The organism is Thermoplasmata archaeon (assembly GCA_036395115.1).
Lineage (GTDB): Archaea > Thermoplasmatota > Thermoplasmata > RBG-16-68-12 > RBG-16-68-12 > RBG-16-68-12.
In genome coordinates this window covers 1-22,574 of the sequence record DASWDU010000004.1, presented here as the reverse complement: position 1 = coordinate 22,574, position 22,574 = coordinate 1, and the positions used below count along the sequence as shown (strand labels likewise).

Annotated in this window: 23 protein-coding genes and 1 tRNA gene; 15 read left to right on the top strand and 9 right to left on the bottom strand. The window is 67.5% G+C overall.

Features of this window, described 5'->3' with window-relative positions:
- Positions 1-37: 37 nt before the first annotated feature.
- The 8 genes from VF992_00660 to VF992_00625 are packed head-to-tail and all read left to right on the top strand — an operon-like array spanning position 38 to position 7,777.
- A complete protein-coding gene (locus tag VF992_00660) occupies positions 38-1,270 on the top strand; it encodes an argininosuccinate synthase (GenBank protein ID HEX9339674.1) in 1,233 nt (410 codons plus the stop codon).
- 2 nt (positions 1,271-1,272) lie between these two features.
- On the top strand, positions 1,273-2,721 hold the full coding sequence (gene argH / locus VF992_00655) for an argininosuccinate lyase (protein HEX9339673.1): 1,449 nt from the start codon (positions 1,273-1,275) through the stop codon (positions 2,719-2,721).
- Positions 2,718-2,879, top strand: a complete 162-nt coding sequence (gene lysW, locus VF992_00650; GenBank protein HEX9339672.1) for a lysine biosynthesis protein LysW — start codon at positions 2,718-2,720, stop codon at positions 2,877-2,879. The genes argH and lysW overlap by 4 nt, the downstream gene beginning before the upstream one ends.
- Positions 2,845-3,723, top strand: a complete 879-nt coding sequence (gene lysX / locus VF992_00645) for a lysine biosynthesis protein LysX (protein ID HEX9339671.1) — start codon at positions 2,845-2,847, stop codon at positions 3,721-3,723. The genes lysW and lysX overlap by 35 nt, the downstream gene beginning before the upstream one ends.
- The gene (argC, locus tag VF992_00640) at positions 3,720-4,745 is read left to right on the top strand and encodes an N-acetyl-gamma-glutamyl-phosphate reductase (GenBank protein ID HEX9339670.1); all 1,026 of its coding nucleotides are present in this window, start codon (positions 3,720-3,722) and stop codon (positions 4,743-4,745) included. The genes lysX and argC overlap by 4 nt, the downstream gene beginning before the upstream one ends.
- Before the next feature lie 14 nt (positions 4,746-4,759).
- Positions 4,760-5,551 carry a [LysW]-aminoadipate kinase gene (locus VF992_00635; GenBank protein ID HEX9339669.1) on the top strand — a complete coding sequence of 264 codons (792 nt, stop codon included), beginning with the start codon at positions 4,760-4,762 and terminating at the stop codon, positions 5,549-5,551.
- The gene (locus VF992_00630; GenBank protein ID HEX9339668.1) at positions 5,548-6,705 is read left to right on the top strand and encodes an acetylornithine/succinylornithine family transaminase; all 1,158 of its coding nucleotides are present in this window, start codon (positions 5,548-5,550) and stop codon (positions 6,703-6,705) included. The genes VF992_00635 and VF992_00630 overlap by 4 nt, the downstream gene beginning before the upstream one ends.
- A complete protein-coding gene (locus VF992_00625) occupies positions 6,698-7,777 on the top strand; it encodes a M20/M25/M40 family metallo-hydrolase (protein HEX9339667.1) in 1,080 nt (359 codons plus the stop codon). The genes VF992_00630 and VF992_00625 overlap by 8 nt, the downstream gene beginning before the upstream one ends.
- Here the strand turns inward: VF992_00625 and VF992_00620 are convergent.
- Positions 7,713-9,029, bottom strand: a complete 1,317-nt coding sequence (locus tag VF992_00620; GenBank protein ID HEX9339666.1) for a glycoside hydrolase family 47 protein — start codon at positions 9,027-9,029, stop codon at positions 7,713-7,715. The two genes, VF992_00625 and VF992_00620, sit on opposite strands and share 65 nt — an antisense overlap.
- 311 nt (positions 9,030-9,340) lie before the next feature.
- On the opposite strand from VF992_00620, the gene VF992_00615 reads away from it, so the two are divergent.
- Positions 9,341-9,697: an SHOCT domain-containing protein gene (locus tag VF992_00615; protein ID HEX9339665.1), complete on the top strand. Its 357-nt coding sequence runs from the start codon at positions 9,341-9,343 to the stop codon at positions 9,695-9,697.
- 12 nt (positions 9,698-9,709) lie between these two features.
- Here the strand turns inward: VF992_00615 and VF992_00610 are convergent, their stop codons facing one another.
- Positions 9,710-10,699: an alpha/beta hydrolase-fold protein gene (locus VF992_00610; GenBank protein ID HEX9339664.1), complete on the bottom strand. Its 990-nt coding sequence runs from the start codon at positions 10,697-10,699 to the stop codon at positions 9,710-9,712.
- 236 nt (positions 10,700-10,935) lie between these two features.
- Here VF992_00610 and VF992_00605 point away from each other — a divergent pair, with 236 nt between their 5' ends.
- On the top strand, positions 10,936-12,933 hold the full coding sequence (locus VF992_00605) for a PKD domain-containing protein (protein HEX9339663.1): 1,998 nt from the start codon (positions 10,936-10,938) through the stop codon (positions 12,931-12,933).
- A gap of 51 nt (positions 12,934-12,984) precedes the next feature.
- Here the strand turns inward: VF992_00605 and VF992_00600 are convergent, their stop codons facing one another.
- The 3 genes from VF992_00600 to VF992_00590 are packed head-to-tail and all read right to left on the bottom strand — an operon-like array spanning position 12,985 to position 15,592.
- Entirely contained in the window at positions 12,985-13,800 is an 816-nt protein-coding gene (locus VF992_00600) for a VOC family protein (GenBank protein HEX9339662.1), read from the bottom strand.
- 57 nt (positions 13,801-13,857) lie between these two features.
- Complete coding sequence (gene ligD, locus VF992_00595) at positions 13,858-14,814, bottom strand: non-homologous end-joining DNA ligase (GenBank protein HEX9339661.1); 957 nt, start codon at positions 14,812-14,814, stop codon at positions 13,858-13,860.
- A 4-nt stretch (positions 14,815-14,818) separates the two neighbouring features.
- Positions 14,819-15,592 (bottom strand): Ku protein, encoded by a 774-nt coding sequence (locus VF992_00590; protein ID HEX9339660.1) that lies wholly within the window; start codon positions 15,590-15,592, stop codon positions 14,819-14,821.
- A gap of 157 nt (positions 15,593-15,749) precedes the next feature.
- On the opposite strand from VF992_00590, the gene VF992_00585 reads away from it, so the two are divergent.
- The gene (locus tag VF992_00585) at positions 15,750-16,337 is read left to right on the top strand and encodes a hypothetical protein (GenBank protein ID HEX9339659.1); all 588 of its coding nucleotides are present in this window, start codon (positions 15,750-15,752) and stop codon (positions 16,335-16,337) included.
- Positions 16,338-16,361: 24 nt separating this feature from the next.
- Here the strand turns inward: VF992_00585 and VF992_00580 are convergent, their stop codons facing one another.
- Both VF992_00580 and VF992_00575 read right to left on the bottom strand, forming a co-directional pair.
- Positions 16,362-17,243 (bottom strand): DUF6159 family protein, encoded by an 882-nt coding sequence (locus VF992_00580; protein HEX9339658.1) that lies wholly within the window; start codon positions 17,241-17,243, stop codon positions 16,362-16,364.
- A 187-nt stretch (positions 17,244-17,430) separates the two neighbouring features.
- Entirely contained in the window at positions 17,431-18,537 is a 1,107-nt protein-coding gene (locus VF992_00575; protein ID HEX9339657.1) for an aminopeptidase, read from the bottom strand.
- 489 nt (positions 18,538-19,026) lie between these two features.
- On the opposite strand from VF992_00575, the gene VF992_00570 reads away from it, so the two are divergent.
- The 4 genes from VF992_00570 to VF992_00555 all read left to right on the top strand — a co-directional run bounded on the left by VF992_00570 (position 19,027) and on the right by VF992_00555 (position 21,518).
- Positions 19,027-19,533: a hypothetical protein gene (locus VF992_00570; protein HEX9339656.1), complete on the top strand. Its 507-nt coding sequence runs from the start codon at positions 19,027-19,029 to the stop codon at positions 19,531-19,533.
- 66 nt (positions 19,534-19,599) lie between these two features.
- A tRNA-Trp gene (locus VF992_00565) sits at positions 19,600-19,776 on the top strand.
- 178 nt (positions 19,777-19,954) lie between these two features.
- On the top strand, positions 19,955-20,842 hold the full coding sequence (locus VF992_00560) for a trypsin-like peptidase domain-containing protein (GenBank protein ID HEX9339655.1): 888 nt from the start codon (positions 19,955-19,957) through the stop codon (positions 20,840-20,842).
- Between the two features lie 100 nt (positions 20,843-20,942).
- Positions 20,943-21,518, top strand: coding sequence for a COX15/CtaA family protein (locus tag VF992_00555; GenBank protein ID HEX9339654.1), 576 nt, complete (start codon positions 20,943-20,945; stop codon positions 21,516-21,518).
- Here the strand turns inward: VF992_00555 and VF992_00550 are convergent.
- Both VF992_00550 and VF992_00545 read right to left on the bottom strand, forming a co-directional pair.
- Positions 21,462-22,223, bottom strand: coding sequence for a hypothetical protein (locus VF992_00550; GenBank protein ID HEX9339653.1), 762 nt, complete (start codon positions 22,221-22,223; stop codon positions 21,462-21,464). The two genes, VF992_00555 and VF992_00550, sit on opposite strands and share 57 nt — an antisense overlap.
- 10 nt (positions 22,224-22,233) lie before the next feature.
- On the bottom strand, positions 22,234-22,574 hold a 341-nt coding region (locus tag VF992_00545; protein ID HEX9339652.1), incomplete at its 5' end, for a hypothetical protein.

Genomic DNA, 22,574 nt, shown 5'->3' with positions numbered 1-22,574 from the left:
GTCGTCAGCGTTCGCACCGGTTGGGGTCTCGTCGCACATGTCGCAAAACAAGGTCATTCTGGCGTATTCCGGAGGCCTCGACACCTCCGTCGCGATCCGGTGGTTGCAAGACCGCGAGTTCGATGTGATCGCGCTGACCGTCGACGTCGGTCAACCGGCCGACTTCGTGGCGCTGCGCGAGAAGGCGACGCGCCTCGGGGCCAAGGCATACGTGGTCGACGCGCGCACGGAGTTCGCGGAGGAGTACATCCTCCCCGCCCTCGCCGCCAACGCGGTGTACGAAAGCCAGTATCCGCTGAGCACGGCCCTCGCCCGGCCGCTGATCGGGAAGCACCTCGTCGCCGTCGCGCGGCGCGAGGGGGCCGGCTTCATCGCGCACGGGTGCACCGGCAAAGGCAACGACCAGGTGCGGTTCGACCTCTGCACGACCGCCCTCGCGCCGGACCTCCAGGTCATCGCGCCCGCTCGGGAGTGGGCGATGACGCGGGACGAGGAGGTCGCGTACGCGAACGGACGCGGGATCCCCGTGCCGGTCGCCACGGGCTCGCCGTACAGCACGGACGAGAACCTGTGGGGCCGCTCGATCGAATGCGGCGTCCTGGAAGACCCCCGGATCGAACCGCCGGAAGAGGTGTTCGCGTGGACGACGAGCCCCTCCGAGGCGCCGGACCGATCCGAGCAGGTGACGATCCACTTCGAAGCGGGTAAACCCGTGGCCCTCCAGGGCAGCCCGACGGACTTCGCGTCCCTCATCGCCGCGCTGAACGAGCGCGCGGGCCGCCATGGCGTCGGCCGGATCGACCACGTCGAGTCCCGCGTCGTCGGGATCAAGTCGCGGGAGGTGTACGAGTGTCCCGCGGCGACGGTCCTCCTGAAGGCCCACCAGGCGCTCGAGGCCCTCGTCTTGCCGCGGGACGTCCTCGAGTTCTCGCGCACGGTCGCCTCGCGCTACGCGACGCTCATCTACGACGGCCTGTGGTTCACGCCGCTCCGGGAGGCGTTCGACGCGTATGTCGGGTCGACCCAAGCGCGCGTCTCGGGCGACGTCACCGTGAAGCTCTTCAAGGGCTCGGCCACGGTCGTCGGCCGCGCGTCGCCCTACTCCCTTTACGATCACGGCCTCGCGACGTACTCGAAGGGCGATCGGTTCCGCCAATCGATGGCGGAGGGATTCATCTACATCTGGGGTCTGCCCGCCCGGACCTGGGCCGCCGTCGGCGAGAAGGCCGCGCCGCCGAAACTGGTGAAGGCCGCGAAGAGGTCGAGCTGAGGATGGCGATTCTCGCGCAACCTCCCGCCGCGGCAGGCGGAGCCCCGCCGTCCTACGTCAAGACGCCTGCGGGGCCGTTCCTCGCCTCCCTGTCGGTCGACCGACGGCTCGCCCGATACGACGTCGCCGGGAGCATCGCGCACGTCGAGATGCTCGGCGCAGTGGGCATCCTCACGGACGAGGAGTCGACAGCCCTCGGCCGCGGCCTTCGCCGCATCCACGACGAGATCGCGAGCGGGGCGTTCCCATGGCGGGACGACCTCGAAGATGTCCACACGAACATCGAGGTCCGCCTCACGGAGACGCTTGGCCCGCTCGGGGCGAAGGTCCACACCGCCCGCAGCCGGAACGACCAGATCGCGCTCGACGAGCGGCTGTTCATCAGGGAGGCGATCGTGTCGATTGGGCAACGGGTCCTCGCGCTCCAGATGGGCCTCCTCGATCTCGCAGAAGCCCACATCGGCACGCCGATGCCGGGCTACACGCACCTCCAGCGGGCGCAGCCGGTAACGCTGGGCCATCACCTGCTCGCGCACTTCTGGCGTCTCTCGCGGGACTTTGGCCGGCTGGGCGACGCCTTCGACCGCGCGAACGTCTCGCCCCTGGGCGCCGGCGCCCTCGCGGGCAGCACGCTCCCGATCGACCCCGCGATCACGGCACGGGCGCTCGGCTTCGCGGCGGCGTTCGAGAATTCGATCGACGCGGTGAGCGACCGCGATTACTTCGCAGAGTTCCTGTTCGACCTCTCGCTCGTCGCGATCCACCTCTCCTCGATCGGCGAAGAAATCGTCCTGTGGGCCTCCGAAGAAATCGGATTCGTCCGCCCGACACCGGCGCTCGGATCCGGGAGCAGCTTGATGCCGCAGAAGCGGAACCCGGACGTGGCGGAGCTCGCCCGCGGAAAGGCCGGACGCGTGGTCGGGGATCTCGTATCCCTCCTGACGGTCCTCAAGTCCCTCCCGCTCGCGTACAACCGCGACCTCCAAGAAGACAAGGCTCCGGTCTTCGACGCGGCGGACCACGTCGTTTCGACACTCGATGCGCTCACCACGGCCGTCTCTTCGTTGGAGTTCGACGAACCCCGCCTCCTCGCGGCGGCCTCCGATCCGCGGATGCTCGCGGGGGACCTCGCGGAGTATCTCGTCGCGCGGGGCGTCCCGTTCCGCGAAGCCCACGAGGCCGTCTCGGCCTACCTGACGAAGTCCGACGGCGCCGTGGACGCCGCATCGTTGCGGCAGTTCGAGCCGCGGTTCGGCGCGGACGTCGCCGAGATCCTCGATGTCCGCGCGTCCCTCGCACGACGGACGACCCGTGGCGGGCCTTCGCCCAACGCCGTGCGCGTCCAGCTCGCCCGCGCCACCGACGCGGTCGGCCTCGAACGGTACTCCCTTTCCAAGCGCGCGGAGTGCGTCGGCCTCGTCGACCGCCTCCTCCAGGGGGGAAGCGCATGACGGAATGCCCCGAGTGCGGCCGCGCGATCGAGCGGGCGAACCTCATCGAAGGGGAGATCTTCCCCTGTCCCGACTGCGGTCTCGAACTCGAGGTCACGTCTTTCGAGCCGTTCCGGGTCGACAGTGCGCCTCGCGAGGCAGAGGACTGGGGGGAGTAGCACGTTCACCCTCGGGCTCTTCTACACAATCGTCCGGCCAGAGGAGAAATGGATCCTCGAGGCCGCCTCGAAGCGCGGGATCCCGGTCGAGCGGCTCCACGACGAGGCCGTCACGTTCCCGCTCGTGCGGAACGGCTTCACGTCGGATCTCGTGTTGAATCGGAGCGTGAGCCACAGCCGCTCCCTCTACGCCATGCGGTTCTTCGAGCACTACGGCGTCCCCACGGTGAACGCACCCGACGTCGTCGCGGTGTGCGGGGACAAGGTCCTCGCCAGCTTGCGGCTCTCCGCGGCGGGCGTCCCGACCCCGAAGACCGTCGTCGCTCTGACGCCGGAGGCGGCGCTCAAAGCCCTCGACGAGGTCGGCTATCCGGCCGTGCTCAAGCCGCCCGTCGGCTCCTGGGGCCGCCTCATGGCGAAAGTCGACGACCCCGAAGAAGCGGAACAGATCATCGAGCACAAGTCCGCGCTCGGCTCCGCGATGCACTCGATCTTCTACGTCCAGGAGTTCGTCCCGAAGCCGCAACGGGACCTACGGGCGTTCGTGGTGGGCGATGACCTCGTCGCCGCGATGTACCGCTACTCGGACGACTGGCGGACGAACGCCTCGCGGGGCGGCATCGCGGAAGCCCTCGCGCCCACGCCGGAGATGACGGACCTCGCGATGCGGGCGGCGTCCGCCGTCGGAGGGGGCGTGTTGGCGGTGGACCTGATGGAGTCCCCCGACGGGCTCGTGGTGCACGAGGTCAACCCGACCCCCGAGTTCAAGGCGCTCGCCGCGGCGACGGGCGTCGACATCGCCGGCAAGATCGTGGACTACGTCGTGGAGGTCGCGCGTCGATGAAAGTCGCGATCGTCGGCGGGTCCGGATACACGGGCGGGGAGCTCCTGCGGCTCCTGCTCCGCCATCCGAAGGTCGAGGTGACGCAGGTCACGTCCGATTCCCTCGCCGGCAAGGCGGTCAGCCGGGCCCATCCGAACCTCCGGAAGACGACGGACCTGCTCTTCACGCCGCACGCGGAACTCGGGCCATGCGACCTACTCTTCCTGGCGATGCCTCACGGCAAGTCGATGGGCCGCATGAAGGATTTCATCGCCCGCGCGGGGAAGATCATCGACCTGAGCGCGGACTTCCGCCTGAAAGACCCTGCGTTGTACCGCGAGTACTACGGCCTCGACCATCCGCAGCCGGAGCTCCTCTCGAAAGCCGTGTACGGCCTCCCGGAAATCCACCGGGACGAGATCCGGGACGCGGCGCTCGTCGCCGGACCCGGCTGTATCGCGGCCGCCGCCATCCTCGCGATCCGGCCGCTCGCGAACGCGGGACTGATCGATCCCGAGCGGGTCGTCATCGACGCGAAGACGGGCTCGTCCGCCGGGGGCGCGGATGGCGGACCCGCCTCCCAGCACCCGGAGCGCTCCGGCGTCATGCGGCTGTACGCCGCCGCTGGCCACCGGCACACCGCGGAGATCGAGCAGGAGGCCGGCGTCCGCGCCGCCCTCTCGTGTCACGCGGTCGAGGCGGTCCGGGGCATCCTGGCGACGTGCCACGCGTTCCTCCGAGAAACCGTCACCTCGAAGGACCTGTGGCGGGTGTATCGCGAGGCGTACGGGACCGAGCCGTTCGTGCGGATCGTCGCGGAGGCCTCGGGTCTCTACCGCCTCCCGGAACCGAAGATCCTCGCCGGGACGAACTTCTGCGACGTCGGGTTCGCGCTCGACGAGCACGCCGGCCGCGTCGTCGCGGTCTCCGCGCTCGACAACCTGATGAAGGGGGCCGCGGGGAACGCGGTGCAGTGCATGAACCTCGTCGCCGGATATCCGGAGACGATGGGCCTCGAGTTCATCGGCTTGCATCCGGTCTGAGGTGACAACGGTCGATGTTGGTCGTCAAGGTCGGCGGCGCGGAAGGGAATTCCCTGGACAACGTCCTGATCGACCTCGCGCCGCGCCGGGACTACGTCCTCGTGCACGGAGGGTCGAACGAGGTGGACCGGCTCGCGGAGGCGCTGGGACGCCCGATCCGGTGGATCACGTCGCCGAGCGGCATACTGTCGCGCTACACGGACCGGGAGACGATGGATGTCTTCACGATGGCGCTCGCCGGCAAGCTCAACACGGAGATCGTGACGCGGCTGCAGTCGCTCGGGGCGCGCGCGGTGGGCTTGAGCGGCGTGGATGGTGGCCTCCTGATGGGCCGCCGCAAGGAGGCCGTCCGATCCGTCGACAACGGCCGCGTGCTCCTCGTGAAGGACGACTACTCCGGGACCGTCGAGCACGTGAACACGGACCTCATTCAGGCGCTGTTCTCCGCGGGGTACGTCCCCGTCATCTCGCCGCCTGGGATGACGCCTCGGGGCGAGCTCATCAACGCGGACGCAGACCGGATCGCCGCGCAGGTCGCCGTCGCGATGCACGCGGAGGTCCTCGTCCTCCTGACGAACGTCCCCGGCCTCTTGCGGGAGCCGAGCGACCCGTCGAGCCTCATCCCGGACGTGCCGCGGGCGCAACTGCGGTCGTTCATGGACTTCGCGTACGGGCGGATGAAGAAGAAGCTGATCGCCGCGGGGGAGGCGCTGGAGGGCGGCGTGCCGCGCGTCGTGATCGCCTCCTCGCGAGCGCCGGACCCGGTCGAGCGAGCGCTCGAAGGGATGGGCACGGTGATCTCGTGATCACGATCGAGGCGCGGGCCTCGGAGTTCGCGTGCTCCCCGAAACGGGCGCCGACGTTCGTCCGCGGATCGATGGCGACCCTCTGGGACGAGGACGGCAACGAGTACATCGATTGCGGCGCTTCGTTCGGGGTGGGGAACCTCGGCCACTGCAACCCCGCGATCGTCGAGGCGATCGCCTCGCAAGCGCGAGACCTGATCCATGTCGGCCCGGCGTTCGGCACGACCGCGAAGGAGACGTTCGTCGAGAAGCTCCTCTCCGTCGCGCCCTCGAATCTGGAGCGGGTCTTCCTGAGCAACTCCGGCTCCGAGGCGGTCGAGGCGGCCCTCAAGTTCGCGCGCTCGGCGACGGGCCGCACGAAGGTCGTCGCGGCGATGCGAGGCTTCCACGGGCGGACGATGGGGGCGCTCAGCGCGACGTGGCGGCGGGACTTCCGGGAGCCGTTCGAGCCGCTCGTCCCGGGCTTCGTGCACATACCCTTCAACGACGTCGAGGCGCTGCGCCGCGCCGTCGATCACGAGACGGCGGCCGTCCTGCTGGAGGCGGTCCAAGGCGAAGGCGGCGTCCACGTCGCGTCGCCGGAATACTTGCCCGCCGCCCGCGAGATCTGCCACCGGGCCGGCGCGCTCCTGATCCTCGACGAGGTGCAAACGGGCATGGGCCGCACGGGCCGCCTCTTCGCCGTCGAACGGTGGGGCGTCCAACCCGACCTCCTGACGTTGGCGAAGTCCCTCGCGGGGGGCGTACCGATCGGCGCGACCTTGGCGACGCAGGACGTCGAGCGCGCGTTCAAAGGCAGTCACAACTCCACCTTCGGCGGGAATCCGCTCGCATGCGCCGCGGGCACCGCCGCGATCGACGTCACGGTCCGGGAACGGCTGTGGGAACGCGCGGAAGGACTCGGCGGCCACGCGATCGCGGCGCTTCGGGCCCTCGACGCGCCCTCGGTCCGGGAGGTCCGCGGACTCGGGCTGATGATCGGCATCGAGCTCCGCGGCAAGGCGGCGCCCGTCCTCGCGGCGATGCAGGAGGACGGCGTGCTCGCGATCGGCGGAGGGTCGAGCGTCGTCCGGCTCCTGCCGCCGCTCGTGATCCCGGAGACGCAATGGTCCCATGCCCTCGACGTGCTCGGGAGGGCCCTGACGAATGGATGAGGCCGGGGTCCTGAGGGCGCTCGTCGAGGAGTACAGTCCCTCGGGACACGAATCGGACGCGGTCCGGCGGTTCATCGGCCTTGCGGGATCCCTCGGCTTCCGCGCCCACGCCGACGCGGTGGGCAACGGGATCGCACGGATCGGCGCGGGCCCGCCCTCGGTCATGTTCCTCGGGCACATCGACACGGTGGAGGGCCGCCTGCCCGTTCGGGTCGACGGCGACCGCCTCTACGGCCGCGGCGCTTGCGACGCGAAGGGGGCGCTCGCGGCCGCCCTCGTTGCGGCCCACCGCCACGAAGGCCCCGGGGAGATCACCGTCGTCGCCGCCGTGGGCGAGGAACGCGACTCGCGGGGCGCCCGCCATCTCCTCGCGCACGCGGGACCCGATTTCATGATCGTCGGAGAGCCGAGCGGTTGGGACGGCGTCACAATCGGCTACAAGGGCAACCTGAGCCTCGTCCTTCGGGTCGACGGCGAGAGGGCCCACCTTTCGTCCCCCTCCTTGACGACGGTCGAGACGGGACTCGCGTTCGTCGATCGGCTCCGTGCGTTCTGCGACGGCCGAGCGGGTCCGACCCCGTTCCGTTCCTTGACGATGAAAATGCAGTCCATCCATACGACCCACATGGGGAGCAAGGAGCACGTGGAGATCTCGCTGAACCTCCGTCTCCCGACCGGCGTCGGCGTCGACGAAGTCCTGGCGTTCGTTGAACGGGAGCGAGGCGCGATCCGGTGCGAGACGACCGACGCATCCGACGCCGTCGAAGTCGACTCGCGGAACGTCGTCGTGCGCGCCCTCTGCGCGGGGATCCGGAAGGAGCGAGGCCGCCCGACCCTCCTTCGGAAGCTCGGGACGTCCGACCTCAACCTGGCCGTCCCCGCATGGGGATGTCCGGCCGCCGCATACGGACCGGGAGACTCCCATCTCGATCACACGGACCGGGAGAACGTGGACCTCGGGGAGCTGCGCCGCTCCATCGATGTCCTCCGAGAGGCCTTCTCGATCCTCACGGCCCCGGGTCGATCCGGCCTGCGCCCGGCCACCGTCGAATTGGATGCGCCTCGGTCGTGAAGACGACCGTATGGAAGTCGAGCGTCTCCGGCGGCGCGAAGAGCAGATAGAAATACTTCAGGGTCTCCGAGAGGCAGAAGCTGGGCATCTCGTCCGATCGTTCCTTCGTGACGACATCGCGCAGGGAGGCGTACCCCACCTCCGCCCGGCAATGCCGGACGAAGCTCTCGAAGAGCGCCTCGCCCATCTCCCGGTACCGCGGATCGCCGGTGAGCGCGTGCAGGTAGTACGTCGATTCGGCGACCTCGGGGCGCAACGGATACGCGCCGTTCACGATGCGCATCGTCCGATAGTCGAACCGCTCGGGCTCGATCCCGTGCATCATCCACATCTTGTAGCACGATGCGTGGAGGCGTCTCGCGCGGTCGACGTCTCCGGCGAGCGCGAGGACGGCCGGGAAGAACGCGTCGAGCGCCCCGAACACGGACGCGGTCGGTTCGCCGGTGAGCATGTCCGCGTGGCGATACCATAGGTCCGAGCCGTCGTCGTCCTCGAGATACCGCTGGATCGCGCGGACGGACGGTTGCCACATCCGTCGGCAGTCGAGATCGCCGAAGGCCACCCAGCCCTTCAGCTGGTATTCGTAGTACGAGTCGATGCACGCGCTGACGTGGCTGTCCCGGTCCGTCCACTCGCCCGTCTCCGCGTGGAGTCCCTGACCGACGAGGCCGATCGAGGAGCGGCGGTTGTACACCTCGAGGAGCGCGCGCTTCGCCCTCTCGTAGAACGTGCGGTCTTTCGTGTGCCGGCTCAACGTCCCGAACTCGAGCAGGAGGGTGCCCGCCTCGGCGGGATTCGTCTCGGGGCCTCTGGCCGCGCCGGTGCGCAGGTTCACGAAGCGGTACGGGAGGCCGGTCGGCGAGTCGAAAGCGCGGGACAGCCGAGTCCCCAGGTCCGTCGCGAGCTCCAGAAGGCCCCTGTCCCCGGTCAGCTCGTAGCCCGAAAGGAGGCCGCCGAGCAACCGGATCGTGATCTCGAACGTGCTCACGTCGAAGTCGCGATCGAAGTCGAGTTGCTCGAGGATCGCCGTCCGCGTTTCCTCGGCTTCGTCGTCCAGGTGCATGAGGACCATCGTGTCGAGCGAGTCGACCGGGGTCATGAGGAGCGGCTGCGCGTACCAGTCCCGGAACGACCGCGAGAGGGGGCGCAGGTCGTCGTGTCCCCATGCGTACTCCCGGTAGCCCCGCCATGCGTGCAGGAATTCCGCCTTGACGCGCTCCGCTAACCGCGCCGGGTCGATCTCGTCCGCCACGCCGGTTCGGGTCCCCCGCCCTCCGCATGGGCTTTCGCGCATAAAGCGACGGAGGGAAGGACCTCGGGCGATCCTCCGCCGGTTCGCCGGCTATTCCGACTCCCAAGGAGTCTGGCGCGGCTAAGAAGAGGACCGATATCGAAGCGGGCCGTCCGCGAACTTTTTGAACGACCGCGGACTCGAGGGCCTCGATGCATCGGACGGTGGGAACGCCTGGGGCGTTCGCGTCGCGGCGACGGGACACCGCGGGGCATTCCACCCACAACCTCATGAGCGACCGCCGTGCATGCGCCGTCGGGACGTGGTAGGACATGAACATGGAGGTTCAGAGGCCGTATCGCATGTGGCGTTGGGCGCCGTTGCTCTTGCTGGCGGGGGTCTTCGCCGTCGTACTCATCGTGGGGCTGATCGTCCGCGTGACGTCTCCCGGTGCGCCGGGTCCGTTCTGGTTCCCGTTCTTCGGGTTCTGGTGGGTCTTCCTGTTCTTCGCGTTCTTCTGGGCCGCCCGGTGGTTCTTCTGGCCGTGGGGATGGGGCGGGGGGTACTACCGTCGAGGATATTGGCCGCGGGACGAGAGCTACTACATCCTGCGGGAGCGGTACGCCCGGGGCGAGATTACGAAGGAACAGTACGATCAGATGATGCGGGACCTCACGCAGCATCCGTGATCGCCAACGCGGTCACGCCTTTAGGGCTCGGTACATCCGCGGCAGGCTCACGTCGTAACGGTACGTGATGAACGAGTGCGTGTCGTCGAACTCCTCGTACACGTGCTTGACACGTCGCTCGAGGAGCTTGCGGTGGACCGCCCGGGCGCCCCAGACGAGATTGTATTGGTCTTTCGTCCCGCAGTCGACGTACACGAGGCGCATGCGCTGCAGGCTCGGCGCGTAGCGGTCGAGCATGTTCACGGGATCCCACCGCCGCCACCGCTCCCACACCTCCGGCCGCCACTCGCCGGTCTCCAGGTCGAACGGGAAGTCGATGCCCATGTGCGGGCTCCGCGGATTCGAGGAGTAGTGCGCCGCCATTCCGATCGTATTCAGGATCGGATACATGCCCTCGACACGGCGATTCGGCTGCCGCCAGAACCATCGGAGCCAGCCCTCCGGGCCGCCGTGCTCCCGGAAGGCGGCGAGCGCCTTCGGAAAATCCATGATGTAGCAATATTCGAAGAGCGAGTCGCCGGAGTGGTCCGCCAACGCCGCCCACGTATCCGGATGGAGCATCCCCTGGACGATCGACCCGTATCCGCCGGAGGACTTCCCCCAGATCCCCCGCCGCGAGACGCGGTACCGCGACTCGACGAACGGGACGATCTCCTTGCGGAGATAGTCGTCGTAGCGGCCCGTCGCGCTCGAGTTGATGTACTGGTTCCCGCCGACCTTCGTGAAGCAGTCGACCATCGGGACGATCATGGGACCCATCTTCCCGGTCCGGATGAGCCGGTCGAGCTTCGTCTTCAGGTCCTCCCCCATCGGATCGACGGAGAGGAGGGACTTGCCCGTCCCGGTGTAGCCGACGATCGCGTACGCCGCCGGATACCGGCGGTTCCGGTCGTACTTCGGCGGGAGATAGATCGTCACGTCCCGCTTCGTCGGGTCCCCGAGCGGATTCCCCCTCAGGAGTTTCGAATCGAACGTCTCGACGACGACCTCCCCGCCCGCCATTCTTCGCCTCCGCGCGGGGAGAGCCCATCCGATTCATTAAGGCTCTTTCGCCGACGGCGCCACGGATTGGAGGCCACGCCGACACGTGCCAGCTATCCGATAGCTGCCTCCCCTGGATGCCCCGCGCCTCGTTTTCAATTTCGATAGTCGTCCCGCTCCGATTATATATTCCGCCCGCAAGCCGGGCGTCCGAGGAGCGAACCGCCATGTCGCGTGCGCCCACCCCTCGTGCCCCGATGCCCCGCGCTGTTTCGATCGCCTTGATGACCGCCATCGTGGTGGTCGCCTTGCTCGGCGTGTTGGTGCCGGCGGCCTCCGCGGCGCCGGCCGCTCCGCACTTCGGGCCGAACGTGCAGGTCGATCGGCCACCCGCCTACACGGCCGCGGCGCCATCCCTCAAGGTCGGGTCCGACGGCGTCGCGTACCTCGCGTTCGCGGGATGGGGCGGCTCGACGACCCAGTCCGACATCTTCTTCACGAAGTCGCTCGACGGGGGACAGACGTGGACGACCCCCGTACGGGTGAACAACGATGCGGGCGGAGCGTACCAGGCGGAGCCGGCGCTCGCCCTCGACACCGCGAACCGCATCTACGTCGTATGGACGGACCCGCGGAACGGCAACAACGACGTGTTCTTCGCAAAGTCGACGGACGGAGGCCTGAGCTTCTCGGCGAACGTCCGCGTGAACGACGTGACGACGAACGCCCAATACGAACCCGACGTCGCCGTCGATCCGGTCAACCCGAGCCTCGTGCACACAGCGTGGACGGACACGCGGAGTGCGGTCACCGGGCCGGACATCTTCTACGCCAACTCGACGGATGGCGGGTTGAGCTTCAACCCCTCCATTCGGGTGAACAACGATGCGACCGCTTCCGAACAAGGTGAGCCGGCAATCGCGACGGCGCCGAACCGAGACGTCTACCTCGTGTGGAGCGACCCGCGGACGGGCGCTCGCGGACGGGACATCTACTTCTCGAAGTCGTCCGACCGAGGCGCAGGCTGGGCACCGAACATCCCGGTGAACGACGACTCGGGAGGCGCGGCCCAGGGCGAGCCGACGATCGCGACGGACGTCGCCGGCATGATCTACATCGCCTGGACGGACAACCGGAACCTGAACACGGCGCCGGACATCTACGCGACCCGGTCTTCGAACGGGGGCTCGTCGTTCGCGGCGAACGTGAAGGTGAACGACGAATCGGGCGCCGTCACTCAGATGATCCCGAACATCGCCGCCTACGCCGGGAAGGTCCAGGTGGCCTGGACGGACAGCCGGACGGTCGGCTCGACGAGCTGGGACATCTATACGTCGTCCTCGCTCGACGGACTCGCGTGGTCCCCGAACGTCCGAGTCAACGACGACCCGGTCTCGAACATCTTCCAATACCAGCCGAGCGTCGCGATCGACCCAGCGGGCGACGTCTTCGCGGCGTGGCTCGACACGCGGACGAGCGGCCAGGATGTCTTCGCCGCCACGTTGGACGTCGTCGCCCCGTCCGCGGACGCAGGATCGGCGATGACCGTCGATCAGGGCTCGCCCGCGTCCTTCAACGGATCGGGCTCGTCCGACAACCTCGGGATCGCGAGCTACGCGTGGGACTTCGGCGACGGCTCGAGGGCGACCGGCGTCGCGGCGAGCCACACCTACGTCGTAGCCGGCGGGCACACGGCGACTCTCACCGTATGGGATGACTCCGGCAACAGCGCGACCTCCACGGTCCAAGTGACCGTGCAGGACACGCAGGCACCCGTCGTCCGTGGGGCGGGCGACCGCCTCGTGGACGAAGGGCAACCGCTGTTCTTCGACGGATCCGCGTCGACGGACAACGTCGGCGTCACGTCCTACGCGTGGGACTTCGGGGACGGGACGACCGCCACGACCGCGACCACAAACCACGTCTACGCGCGGCCGGGGTCGTATGCCGCGACTCTGACGGTCACGGACGCGGCGGGCAACTCGGCGAAGATGTCGTTCACGGTGACGGTCCAGTCGAGTGCGCTCCTCGGGATGATCCTGCTCCTCGAGGGGATCATCATCTTCCTGGCGATCGCCCTCGCCTTCCTCGCGTGGATGGTCTGGGGCATGCGGAAGCGGGACCAGCGCCGGCCGATGCCACCGATGTCGCCGATGACACCCGTGCCACCGCCCGCGGCGCCGCCGGCGCAACCGCCGAGGGAGCCGGATCCGCTCGACATGCCGCTCCCCGGCACGCTGCCGAAGCAACCCTAGAAAAATGGAACGGCGGGCCTTGCGCCCGCCCTTTCCCCTTTGAACTTCCCGCTATCGCGAGTCGTACTCCATCAGCGTGTACTTGTTGTCGTCCGGGTCCAGGAACGTCGCGGTGATCCCGCCCCAGTCTTGCTTTTCCGCCTTCTTCTCGAATCGCACGCCCTTCGCCATGAGCTGGTCCTGGACCTTGTAGATGTCCTTCGTCGCGAAGTAGATCGAGGTGTCCTCGCCGATGTGCGCCATGTCCGCGTCATAGTCGGAGGGGTTGGTGTACATCTCCTTCGTCGGGGTGAAGGGCATGATGCCCGTGCCGTCCGGGGAGTGCTGGTACACCGACATGTCCGGCTCGCCCGCCTCGCCCCGGATCTTGCGCTTCCGCAACCCGAGCGCCTTCGAGAAGAAGCCGTCGGCCTTCTTGTCGTCCCGCGACACGACCGTGACGAACGTCAGTGCCGAGAGCCCGGCCCGCCGGACCTTGGGTTTCGAGGGCTGTGCGAGGAACAGGACGTTCCCGTCGGGGTCCGTGAAGCGCCCGAACGTCGCCCGGTCGTTGTCGACCTCGGCCTTCACGCCCCGCTTCTTCAGGGCCTCGACCGTCCGCTTCAGGTCGTTCGTCAGGAAGCCGATGCCCGTGACGCCGCCGATCAGCTTGAGCCGGGACGCGTAGTCCGCCTGACCCCATTCCGGCGAGGGCTGCCACAGGTCGAGTGCGGCGTCCTCTCCGCCCTTCGTCGCGCCGAGCGCCAAATAGCCCCATTTCGGCATGGACGACCGCACCTTGAGGCCGACCTTCTTCGTGTAGAACGCTCGCGCCGCCTTCAGATCCTTCACGTAAATCCCGATCTCCGCCAGTTGCAGCTTCGCCATGGAATGCCCCGGAAGTGCGGCCCGTATGCGCGTCGTCCGGCATAAAGGAGTCGAAACTCACGGGAACGTGACGACGCATTCCTCGGGCCGCTTGTCCTCGCGCATGCGGGAGAACGACGGCGCGCGCATGCGGCGGTCTTTGGACCACTCGAGGAAGTGCGCCTCCGCGACGAGGACCGGCCGGGTCCAGAAGCCGACGTGGGCGTCGATCTCGGGCACCTCCGGGAAGGGACACGGCCCTTGCAGAGGCCGAAGCCGCGCGATGATGTCGCGCCGGCCCGCCTCCGAGAATCCGGTCCCCACGCGGCCGACATGGACGAGGGTGCCTTCGTGGTACGCGCCGAGGATGAGCGAGCCGAACGTGTCCTCCCGCTCCCCTTCGCCCGCCGTGATCCCGCAGATGACGCAGTCGAGGGTCATCTTCTTCTTGATCTTGACCCAGTCCTTGCTCCGCTTGCCCGTGTAGTAGCGGGCCTGCTTGTGTTTCGCGATGATCCCTTCGAGGCCCCGCGCGATGACCGCGTTGTAGTAGTCGATTCCGCGTCGTTCGATGTAATCGCTCAGCACGACGCGGTCGTCGACCTCGACGATCGCCGGCAGGAGCGCCTTCCGTTCCATCTGCGGCAGGCTCATGACCTCCTTTTCCCCGACATACAGGATGTCGAACACGATGTACGTCGCCGGAAGGGTGCGAGCGATGTACTCGATATTGATCTTCCCGCTCGTCCGTTCCCGTGTTTGGAGCTTCTCGAAGCTCGGGAGCGCTCCGTCCATGACGACGATCTCGCCGTCGAGGATCGCGTCTTTCCGAGTTCGGATCGTCAGGTCCGGATAGCGGTCCTCGATGTAGTTGAGCCGTCGGTTCTGCAGCCGAAGGCCGTCCCGGACGAACGCCAAGGCGCGCGTCCCGTCCCACTTCAGCTCGAAGATGTGGTCCGGCGAGTCGAACGGGGTGTCGCGGCTCTCCGCGAGCATCGGCTTGATCACGTGCGCGTACGGATCGAACGACGGCATCCGCTCAGCTGGCCTTCGCGGCCTCGAGGCTCGCTTTCAGGGCGGCCATGAGGTCCTGCGTCGGCTTCGTCTCGACCTTCGCGACCGCGGGCAGCTCCTTCCCTTCGACCTTCGCTTGGATGAGCGCCATCAGCGCGTCCCGATAGCGGTCCCGGAATTTCGAGGGGTCGAACTCCATCGTCAGCGCCTTGATCAGCTGCAGCGCCAACTCGATCTCCGAGTCGCCGATGACGACGGGCGTAGTCGCGGGCACCTCCGGCAGGCCCTTCACCTCGTCCTGGTACATCAGCGTCGTAAGGACGAGGCCGCCGTCGAGCGGACTAATCGCGACGAGCTGCTCCTTCTTCCAGAGGACCGCGCGGGCGATCGCGACCTTCCCGGTCCGCATGAGCGCCTGGCGGAACAGCTCGAACGGCTTCAGGCTGATCTCCTCCGGCCCGAGGTAGTAGTTCCTCTCCCGGAACAGCGGGGAGATGTCTTGCGCCTCGATGAAGCCCGCGACCTCGAGCGCCTTGCTCGCTTCGAGGGGGATCTTGTCGAAGTCCTCGTCCCTTAGGATGACGTACTGCCCCTTCGCGAACTCGTAGCCCTTCACCATGTCTTTCTGGTCGACGGGCACGTTGTCTTTCGGGCAGACGTACGGGCGCTTGAGCGCGGTCATGCACGACGCGTGCAAGGTCGTGAAGGAGAGGTCCTTGCTCTCCGTGGCGCCGTACAGCTTCACGGGGATGTTCACGAGTCCGAACGCGATCGCGCCGCTCCACAGGGCTCGGGCCATCGATGGTCCCTTCGGGAATCGAAACGAAGGACCCCGCGGCTCTTAACGATTTGTCCGTCGCGTCAACCTTGTTTAAGGTTAACCTGCAGTCGCCTACGGTCCGATTCGCGGATTGCCACGACGGGGTTTATAGGCCCGCCCGCGGATGGGAAGTGATGTGAGCGGCGTCCCCGCGACACCCCCGCCGGGTCCGCCCGGGTCGGGCCCCCCGTATCCTCCGCCGTACGGTCCGCCCTACTACCCGTACCCGTACTATGCCCCTCCGCCGAAACGCGACAACACGGCGCTCATCATCGTCCTTGTCGTCCTTCTCGTCGTCCTCGTACCGGTGGTCTTCGCGGCAATCCTGTATGTGATGGTCGCGGGCTTGCTCACGAGCCCAACGACGAGTCCCATCGTGACGTTCGGGCCGGTCGACCAGACCGGAGGGAACGCGACGATCCCGGTGTTCGGGGCTTCCAGGGAAATCAATCCGTCGGAACTCCGGATCCGGTTGGACGAGGACACCACCTCGAGCGGCCCGGCCGCGATGCCTTCGCCCGACGGCTCGGTGACCTTGAAGATCGGAGTTACTTGGTACCGCGTCTTCTGGCTCGATCAAAATCACAATGGGGCCTTCGGCGTCGGAGACGCGTTGCTGGTCACCGGGAACTTGGCGCCGCTGACGCCTTCGACGAGCTACACGGTGTTCCTCTTGGATGCGGGCGGGTCGACGATCAGCGCGGTGCTGTGGACGAGCGCCTGAACGGTCCGCGCTCAATAGAGAGGATCACCGAGCCCCTGACGAAGGGGCCACAAGATCGCGCGGGAACCCGAATCCGAGCTCGCCGGTCGTGGCGTATCGGTACAGAGCCGTGACGAGGATGCTCTGGGCCGCAGAGCCGACGAGGCCGAGGATCAGCCAGTAGACGACCGCGATGGCGAGGCCCGCGAGCAGCCCGACGACTCCACCGACGACGACACCGAGGAGGATGACGAGGAGCGCGGGCAGCGCCAACAGGACGAAGATCCCGCCGAGCGTCAGGTAGCCACCCGCGGCTTCGCCCCACGTCTGCCGGAGGAGCGAGCCGCTCCGCTTCACCGCGGCCCACGGTCCGATCTTCTCGAAGATCAGCACAGGTACGACGAGGTACGTGATGAGGCCCCAGGCGGCTCCCGCAACCCCTGCGATGATGCGGCCGATGAACCCGAGCCGCTCTGCAATCACCCGGAGGATGAGCCCGACCGTCGCGGTGAGGAGCGCCCACCCCGCGATCCGGCGGATGTTCTGCCGCGCCACCTTCAACCCATCCGAGATCGTCGGGTCGCCGCCGTTGAGCCGGATCATCGCCGCGCCCATCACGGCTGCGTTGAAGTAGATGGACACGAAGAACGTCACGAAGTACACGACGGCGAGGCCGACGTAGAAGAGCCACGAGCCGACCGGATCCGTCGGCGCCACGACGAAGAACATGGAGACGAAGAAGATCGCCCAGACAGCAACGGTGATGAGGAGGGAAGCGAACGGCAGGAGGACCAGCCCCTTTTCTTTGCGCAGGACGCCGAGGCTCACCTTCGTCAGCCGCCAACCGATCCGAAGCCGTTCGAAGAAACCGGGTTTCCGCCGGGCGGGGAACGGGCCAGCCGCGACCGTCGGGGTGGGGGACCACATGGAGACCGGACGGCCCTAGACGCGTCGGCTACTTCAAGCCACCGGTGGGTTCCTTCCATCGAAGCGCCGCGGCCGAGGCGTGATTCAGGCCGTCCCTCGCACCTGCATCATGCAGACTACGGCCCCGCCCATATGCACGAGAACTCATCCGGAGAGGGGCACCGGCCGGTCCGACGTCGACCGCGCGCTAGATGATCCACGAGCCGTCCCGGATCACGGTCTTGCCGCCGATCTCGACCGTGCCGTGCGCGAGCGGCGCCGCGAAGCCGTAGCTGCTGTCGTTCGCGCCGCCGGTCTCCCGATTGTCTCCGATGCCGACCGTCACCGTGCCGGACACGATGCCGTTCTGGAGGAACCCTGGCAATGCCTTCGGGTTGAGCCCAAGGCCGATTCCACCGAACATATCCTTCCGGCCGGACGCCTCGTCCCAGTTCGTCTGCGCGAACCGCACGTTCCGCTTCGCGGAGAACTCGGTCACCTTTCCGTCCCGGAAGGTCCACGAGATGCCTTCGACCAGCTTGCCACGCGACGGAACCCCGACGTCGGCCACGAACGTCCCCTTCGCGCTCTCCTCCACCGGGGCGACGCCGACCTCGCCCGTCGGCAGATCGACGGAACGGCTCGCGGCCGTCCCGACCGCCAAGTCCTCGTCGCTGATCACGCCATCGTGGACGTACGGCTTTCGCGCGGGTCCCGCGAGGCGGAACTTCAGTTTCGTCCCGTTCGGGGCGCTCACGCGGACGTCGACGGGCTGGGAGAGGAGGCCTGCAACGAGCTTGCCGAGCGACGCGAGCCGATCCGTGTTGACGACGGTGGCGGCTTCGACCATCGCCTTCCACTTCGCGTAGTTGAACCCGTACGTCCGCGCGCGTTCCCGCGTGACTTGGCCGATCGCCACGGCGACGTTCTTCGGCATCTTCTCGAACGCCTTGTCGGAATGGGCCTTCTCGCCCTCGAACATCGCGGCGAACCTCGAGCCGGGGAGCTTCGCCATCGGCGCGGGATCGCGGGGGCCGAAGAGCCAGACGTACGAGTCCACGTAGTCGAGGAGGCCGACGCAATGTGCCGATACCCGGCGGAGGCTTTCCTCCGAGTAGTTCTTGAACTGGCCGTAGAACACGGCGTCCGTGTCGAGCCACATCGCCGGATCCGCTCCGGCCTTCTGACACTCGAGCGCGACCTGCTCCGCGAGCTCGATCGTGTGCGGATACGTCGAGATCATGACGACCTCGTCTTCCTTCGGTCGAAGGCTGCCCCGGACGATGCTCTTCGCGAGATTCTGAGAAGTGACCATCGGCTCCCCGGCGCCCGTATGCGCAACGCGCGTTAAACGGCTTGCGGGCGGCGCGATGCCGTACGCCGTTACATCTCGAGGGTCCTCGATCCGAATGGAGTCGTGCACCTCGTATGGGGCGAGGGCCCCGACGAGACCGGGCCCGGGAACACGTTGTACGCGCACCGCCCTTCGCTCGCGTCCCAGTTGCGGAATCGATGCGGTGCGCGGCTCGCGAAGCTCGAAGCGATACGGGAGCACGCCGAACGGAAACTACATAAGAGGCCCGGATTTTCCGCGGGTCCGGAAGTCGGATGAAACGCTCCTCGCGTGCGTGGAAGAAACGCGGCAAGATGCGCTGGAAGTGGCGCAAGAAACGGATGCGCCGCCGCAAGCGGGAGCAGAAGATGCGTCAGCGCTGAGGGCCTCGGCCGCTCTCGTTCGGTCGTCCCAACCGTGAGAATCGAGCCGGCGGGTTTCAAGCCCTCCTCTCCGAATGGATGGAGGCTCATGGCGGACGATTCGATCATCGGGCGGTACGCCCGCGTCGTCGTCGAGCGAGGGACGGAGCCGCTTCGCGGCGGCCTCAAGCTCGCGTGCCGCATCACGGGCCTCGCGGGCCCGGAGTCGGCGCAGAAGGGGTCCTCGCTCCGCGGGGAGGTCGTCTCGAACGACGTCGATGGTCCGCTGCCGACATCGCTCGTCGAAGGCTTGCTAATCATCACCCCGGAAGATCCCGACGTCTCGGAGGCGAAGATCCTGCAAGGCGGATCCTTCGAGGCGAGGCTGGGACTCCTCACGACCGACGGCGATCTCGTCGCCTCGGCCGAGGGCGCGCTGATCCGGATCTCGCAGGAAGTCCCGTTCGAGGGGGCGTGTCCCGACTGCCAGGGCTGGAAGATGTGCGAGGATTGCGGCGGCACCGGGGGCGGGCCGCACGCGGTCTGCGCGTACTGCCGCGGGACCGGGCAATGCACGCGATGCGGCGGAAGCGGCTTCGTGACCGAATCCAATTGAGAGGCGCAGGTCCGCCACGCAAAGTTAGATATCCCCGCCGCTCTTCCGCGACTTCGCGAGTCCCATGGGGACGTAGTTTAGCCTGGTAGAATTACGGGCTCCAGTCATGGGCTTGATTGCGAACGGGTTTGCTGATCCAGTGATGACAGACTGGAGCGCTGACCCATGGTTCGCGAGACACGCGTGGGTCGCTCCCCGCGTGGGAGAAACCCGTCGATCAGGGTTCAAATCCCTGCGTCCCCATCCTTTCTTGCGGTCCGCACCCGCGGCGCTGTCCGCGGCGCCGTCGACCGCGTATTCCGGCGGTTGAGCCTTGAAATAGGACGGAGACCTGTGACGGAGACGATGGACTCGGGAGGCGGGCGACATTCCGACCGACGAACCGATCGTTGACGCCGTCGAGCGGGCAGCCCCGGTCGTCGTGAACATCAACACCGTGCGCGCGATCCGGGACGAATTCTTGCACATCCATCCCGTGCAGGGCCTCGGGTCCGGGTACATCGTTTCCGATCACGGGTACATCGTCACGAACCCCCACGTCGTGGCGGGAGCCGGCGAGATCGTCGTCACCCTCCACGATGGCCGGAAGTTCGAAGGACGCGTGGCCGGATTGCACCGGACGACGGACCTCGCGGTCGTGAAGGTCGACGCATCCGCGTTGACGGCCGCCCGGTTCGGCGATTCGGACGCCCTCCGGGTGGGGCAGCAGGTGATCGCGATCGGAAATCCGTTCGGCTTCCTCCTCGGCGGGCCGACGGTGACCGTCGGCTACGTCAGCGCGCTCCACCGCCAAATCGCGACGGAAGACCAGATTTTTGAGGAGTTGGTCCAGACGGACGCCGCGATCAACCCGGGGAACAGCGGCGGACCCCTGGTCGACTTGGAGGCCCGCGTCGTGGGCGTGAACACGGCCGTCATCCCGTTCGCGCAGGGCATCGGGTTCGCCATCCCCGCAAACGCCGCGCAGCGCGTCGCGGAGCAGGTCATCTTGCACGGGCGCGTCATCCGTCCATGGCTCGGCCTCGTCGGGGCGAGCGTGACGGAGGAGGACGCGCGGTTCTATAGACTCCCCGCACCCCGGGGCGTCCTGGTGGTGGGACTGGCACCTCGGGGTCCGGCGGACCGTGCGGGCCTTGAGCGCGGCGACCTCATTGCGGAGATCGACGGCAAGCCGTTGCGAGACGGCATGAAGGACCTGACGACGGTCTTGCAAGGCCACAAACCCGGCGATGCCATCGAGTTGAACGTATTCCGCGACCGCGCGCGACGGCGGGTGCTGGTGACGTTGGCCGAGGCTCCGTCCGAGTAGCGGCTCCACGGTCCGCGTCAGATCGCATTCGCGCGAAGACGGATCCGGCCTACGGGCGCACCGGAGAGGGCCGAGGACCGGAGGCGGCGAGCGAGAATTTATGGAGAGGGAGCCTCTCAGGCGTGTCGATGTTGGAGTGAGACTCGACCGTCGAAAGACCTTTCAGCTCTTGGCGATCGCAGCCGTGGCTTTCGCGTACGGCACGATCGTCCTCGGTGGGACCGTGCGGGGCATGGGCGCGGGCCTCGCCTGCCCGGACTGGCCGTTGTGCAACGGGTCGGTCGTGCCGGACCTCGCGGACCCGACCATCGCGGTCGAGTACGCACACCGGCTCGTCGCGGCCCTCACCTCGCTCTTCGTGCTGCTCACGATGATCCTCGCGCTCCTCTGGCACCGGTCGGAGATGCGGATCGTGACGCTGTCCACGATCACGTTCGCGGTCCTCGCGGCCCAGGTCGCTTTCGGCGCCCTCACGATCACGAGCGCGCTCGACTGGGTCGTCGTCACGATCCATCTGGCCCTCGGCACAGCGACGCTCGCCTTCGCCCTGATGGTCGCGCTCCTCGCGCTCCGGATTCCGACGGGCGCGGCGCGTGAAGCCGACGCCGAGGGACCGTCGTCACTCGACGAGGAAATGCACCACGCTGATACCGACGAAGCCGACGGCGACCCATAGCATCCACTTGGTCCCGTGCTCGAGGGACGCCTTCGGAAGGAACGCCCGCGCGACGAGGAAGAGCGCCAAGGTCGCCTCGACGGCCGACGCGAAGATGGTAATCGAGAGATCGATCATGGATCGGGTTGGCGTGAAGCCGTAGAGATTGACGAGCCACGTCGCCACGTACGCCGCGGGGACAGCGAGCAACGACGAAAACAAGAGCAAGAATGCGAGACGCGGCTTCCACGAGGCGGCGAGCGCGGGGACGACGACGATGGTCCCTTCGACGAAACGATGGACGACGGTGGCGGACACAGTCACCGCATCGAGCGGGACGGACAGGGTGCCGCCTCCGACGAACGACCCGCCGAGGGTGAGGCCGTCACCGAAGCTGTGAAGCCCGACGAAGAGGACCGCGGCCGCGAGTACGCGATGCGGCTCCGTTCGGATGTACGGCCCTTCGAGGAGAAGCCACCCAATGCCCGTGCCCACCGCCAAACCGAGGGTGGAGAGGAGGGTCGCGAGGGCACGGTCGCCGAGGAGCGAGTGGTAGGTGAGGACGAGGGCCATCGCGTGGGAGAGCCCTAGGAAGAGCGTCACGCCCGCGAGGATTCCCCAGGCAGCCTCCCGGTGATGCAACACGTCGCTTGATACCGCGTACAGCAGGATCGCGGCGAGCGGCATCACGCCGAAGCCGATTGCGAGGACGGCCAGATCCGCCATCACGGGCTCCTCACTTCACTCGCTTCGCCGCGCGGACCGCCCGCACATGGTAGACGACGGCGAACACGAGGACCACGCCGAGCGCCCCGAGCATGATCCCCGTGATCAGAGGGATCGCCATCTGCGGGGGAAGTCGGATTGGGGGACCGCCGACAATCATGATCGTCCCAGTCATCGACGTCTGATGGTAGCCGCATTTGTAGATCCAACTCCCGCTCTGATCCGCGGTGAAGTTCCAGACGAGCGCCTGAGCCGAGGTGAAGTCCGGGGAGCTCGGCTCGTTCCCGTCGGCGAGGTTGTCCCCGTTGAGGTCGATGAACCACGAGTGCTTGACGGAGGTGGAGTCCGTCG

Bases quoted from the DNA above. Each gene is read 5' to 3' on its own strand.
- VF992_00660 (HEX9339674.1), top strand. From the start codon at position 38: ATGTCGCAAAACAAGGTCATTCTGGCGTATTCCGGAGGCCTCGACACC.
- argH (HEX9339673.1), top strand. From the start codon at position 1,273: ATGGCGATTCTCGCGCAACCTCCCGCCGCGGCAGGCGGAGCCCCGCCG.
- lysW (HEX9339672.1), top strand. From the start codon at position 2,718: ATGACGGAATGCCCCGAGTGCGGCCGCGCGATCGAGCGGGCGAACCTC.
- argC (HEX9339670.1), top strand. From the start codon at position 3,720: ATGAAAGTCGCGATCGTCGGCGGGTCCGGATACACGGGCGGGGAGCTC.
- VF992_00635 (HEX9339669.1), top strand. From the start codon at position 4,760: ATGTTGGTCGTCAAGGTCGGCGGCGCGGAAGGGAATTCCCTGGACAAC.
- VF992_00625 (HEX9339667.1), top strand. From the start codon at position 6,698: ATGGATGAGGCCGGGGTCCTGAGGGCGCTCGTCGAGGAGTACAGTCCC.
- VF992_00615 (HEX9339665.1), top strand. From the start codon at position 9,341: ATGAACATGGAGGTTCAGAGGCCGTATCGCATGTGGCGTTGGGCGCCG.
- VF992_00610 (HEX9339664.1), bottom strand. From the start codon at position 10,699: ATGGCGGGCGGGGAGGTCGTCGTCGAGACGTTCGATTCGAAACTCCTG.
- VF992_00605 (HEX9339663.1), top strand. From the start codon at position 10,936: ATGCCCCGCGCTGTTTCGATCGCCTTGATGACCGCCATCGTGGTGGTC.
- VF992_00600 (HEX9339662.1), bottom strand. From the start codon at position 13,800: ATGGCGAAGCTGCAACTGGCGGAGATCGGGATTTACGTGAAGGATCTG.
- ligD (HEX9339661.1), bottom strand. From the start codon at position 14,814: ATGCCGTCGTTCGATCCGTACGCGCACGTGATCAAGCCGATGCTCGCG.
- VF992_00590 (HEX9339660.1), bottom strand. From the start codon at position 15,592: ATGGCCCGAGCCCTGTGGAGCGGCGCGATCGCGTTCGGACTCGTGAAC.
- VF992_00580 (HEX9339658.1), bottom strand. From the start codon at position 17,243: ATGTGGTCCCCCACCCCGACGGTCGCGGCTGGCCCGTTCCCCGCCCGG.
- VF992_00575 (HEX9339657.1), bottom strand. From the start codon at position 18,537: ATGGTCACTTCTCAGAATCTCGCGAAGAGCATCGTCCGGGGCAGCCTT.
- VF992_00570 (HEX9339656.1), top strand. From the start codon at position 19,027: ATGGCGGACGATTCGATCATCGGGCGGTACGCCCGCGTCGTCGTCGAG.
- VF992_00555 (HEX9339654.1), top strand. From the start codon at position 20,943: ATGGAGAGGGAGCCTCTCAGGCGTGTCGATGTTGGAGTGAGACTCGAC.
- VF992_00550 (HEX9339653.1), bottom strand. From the start codon at position 22,223: ATGGCGGATCTGGCCGTCCTCGCAATCGGCTTCGGCGTGATGCCGCTC.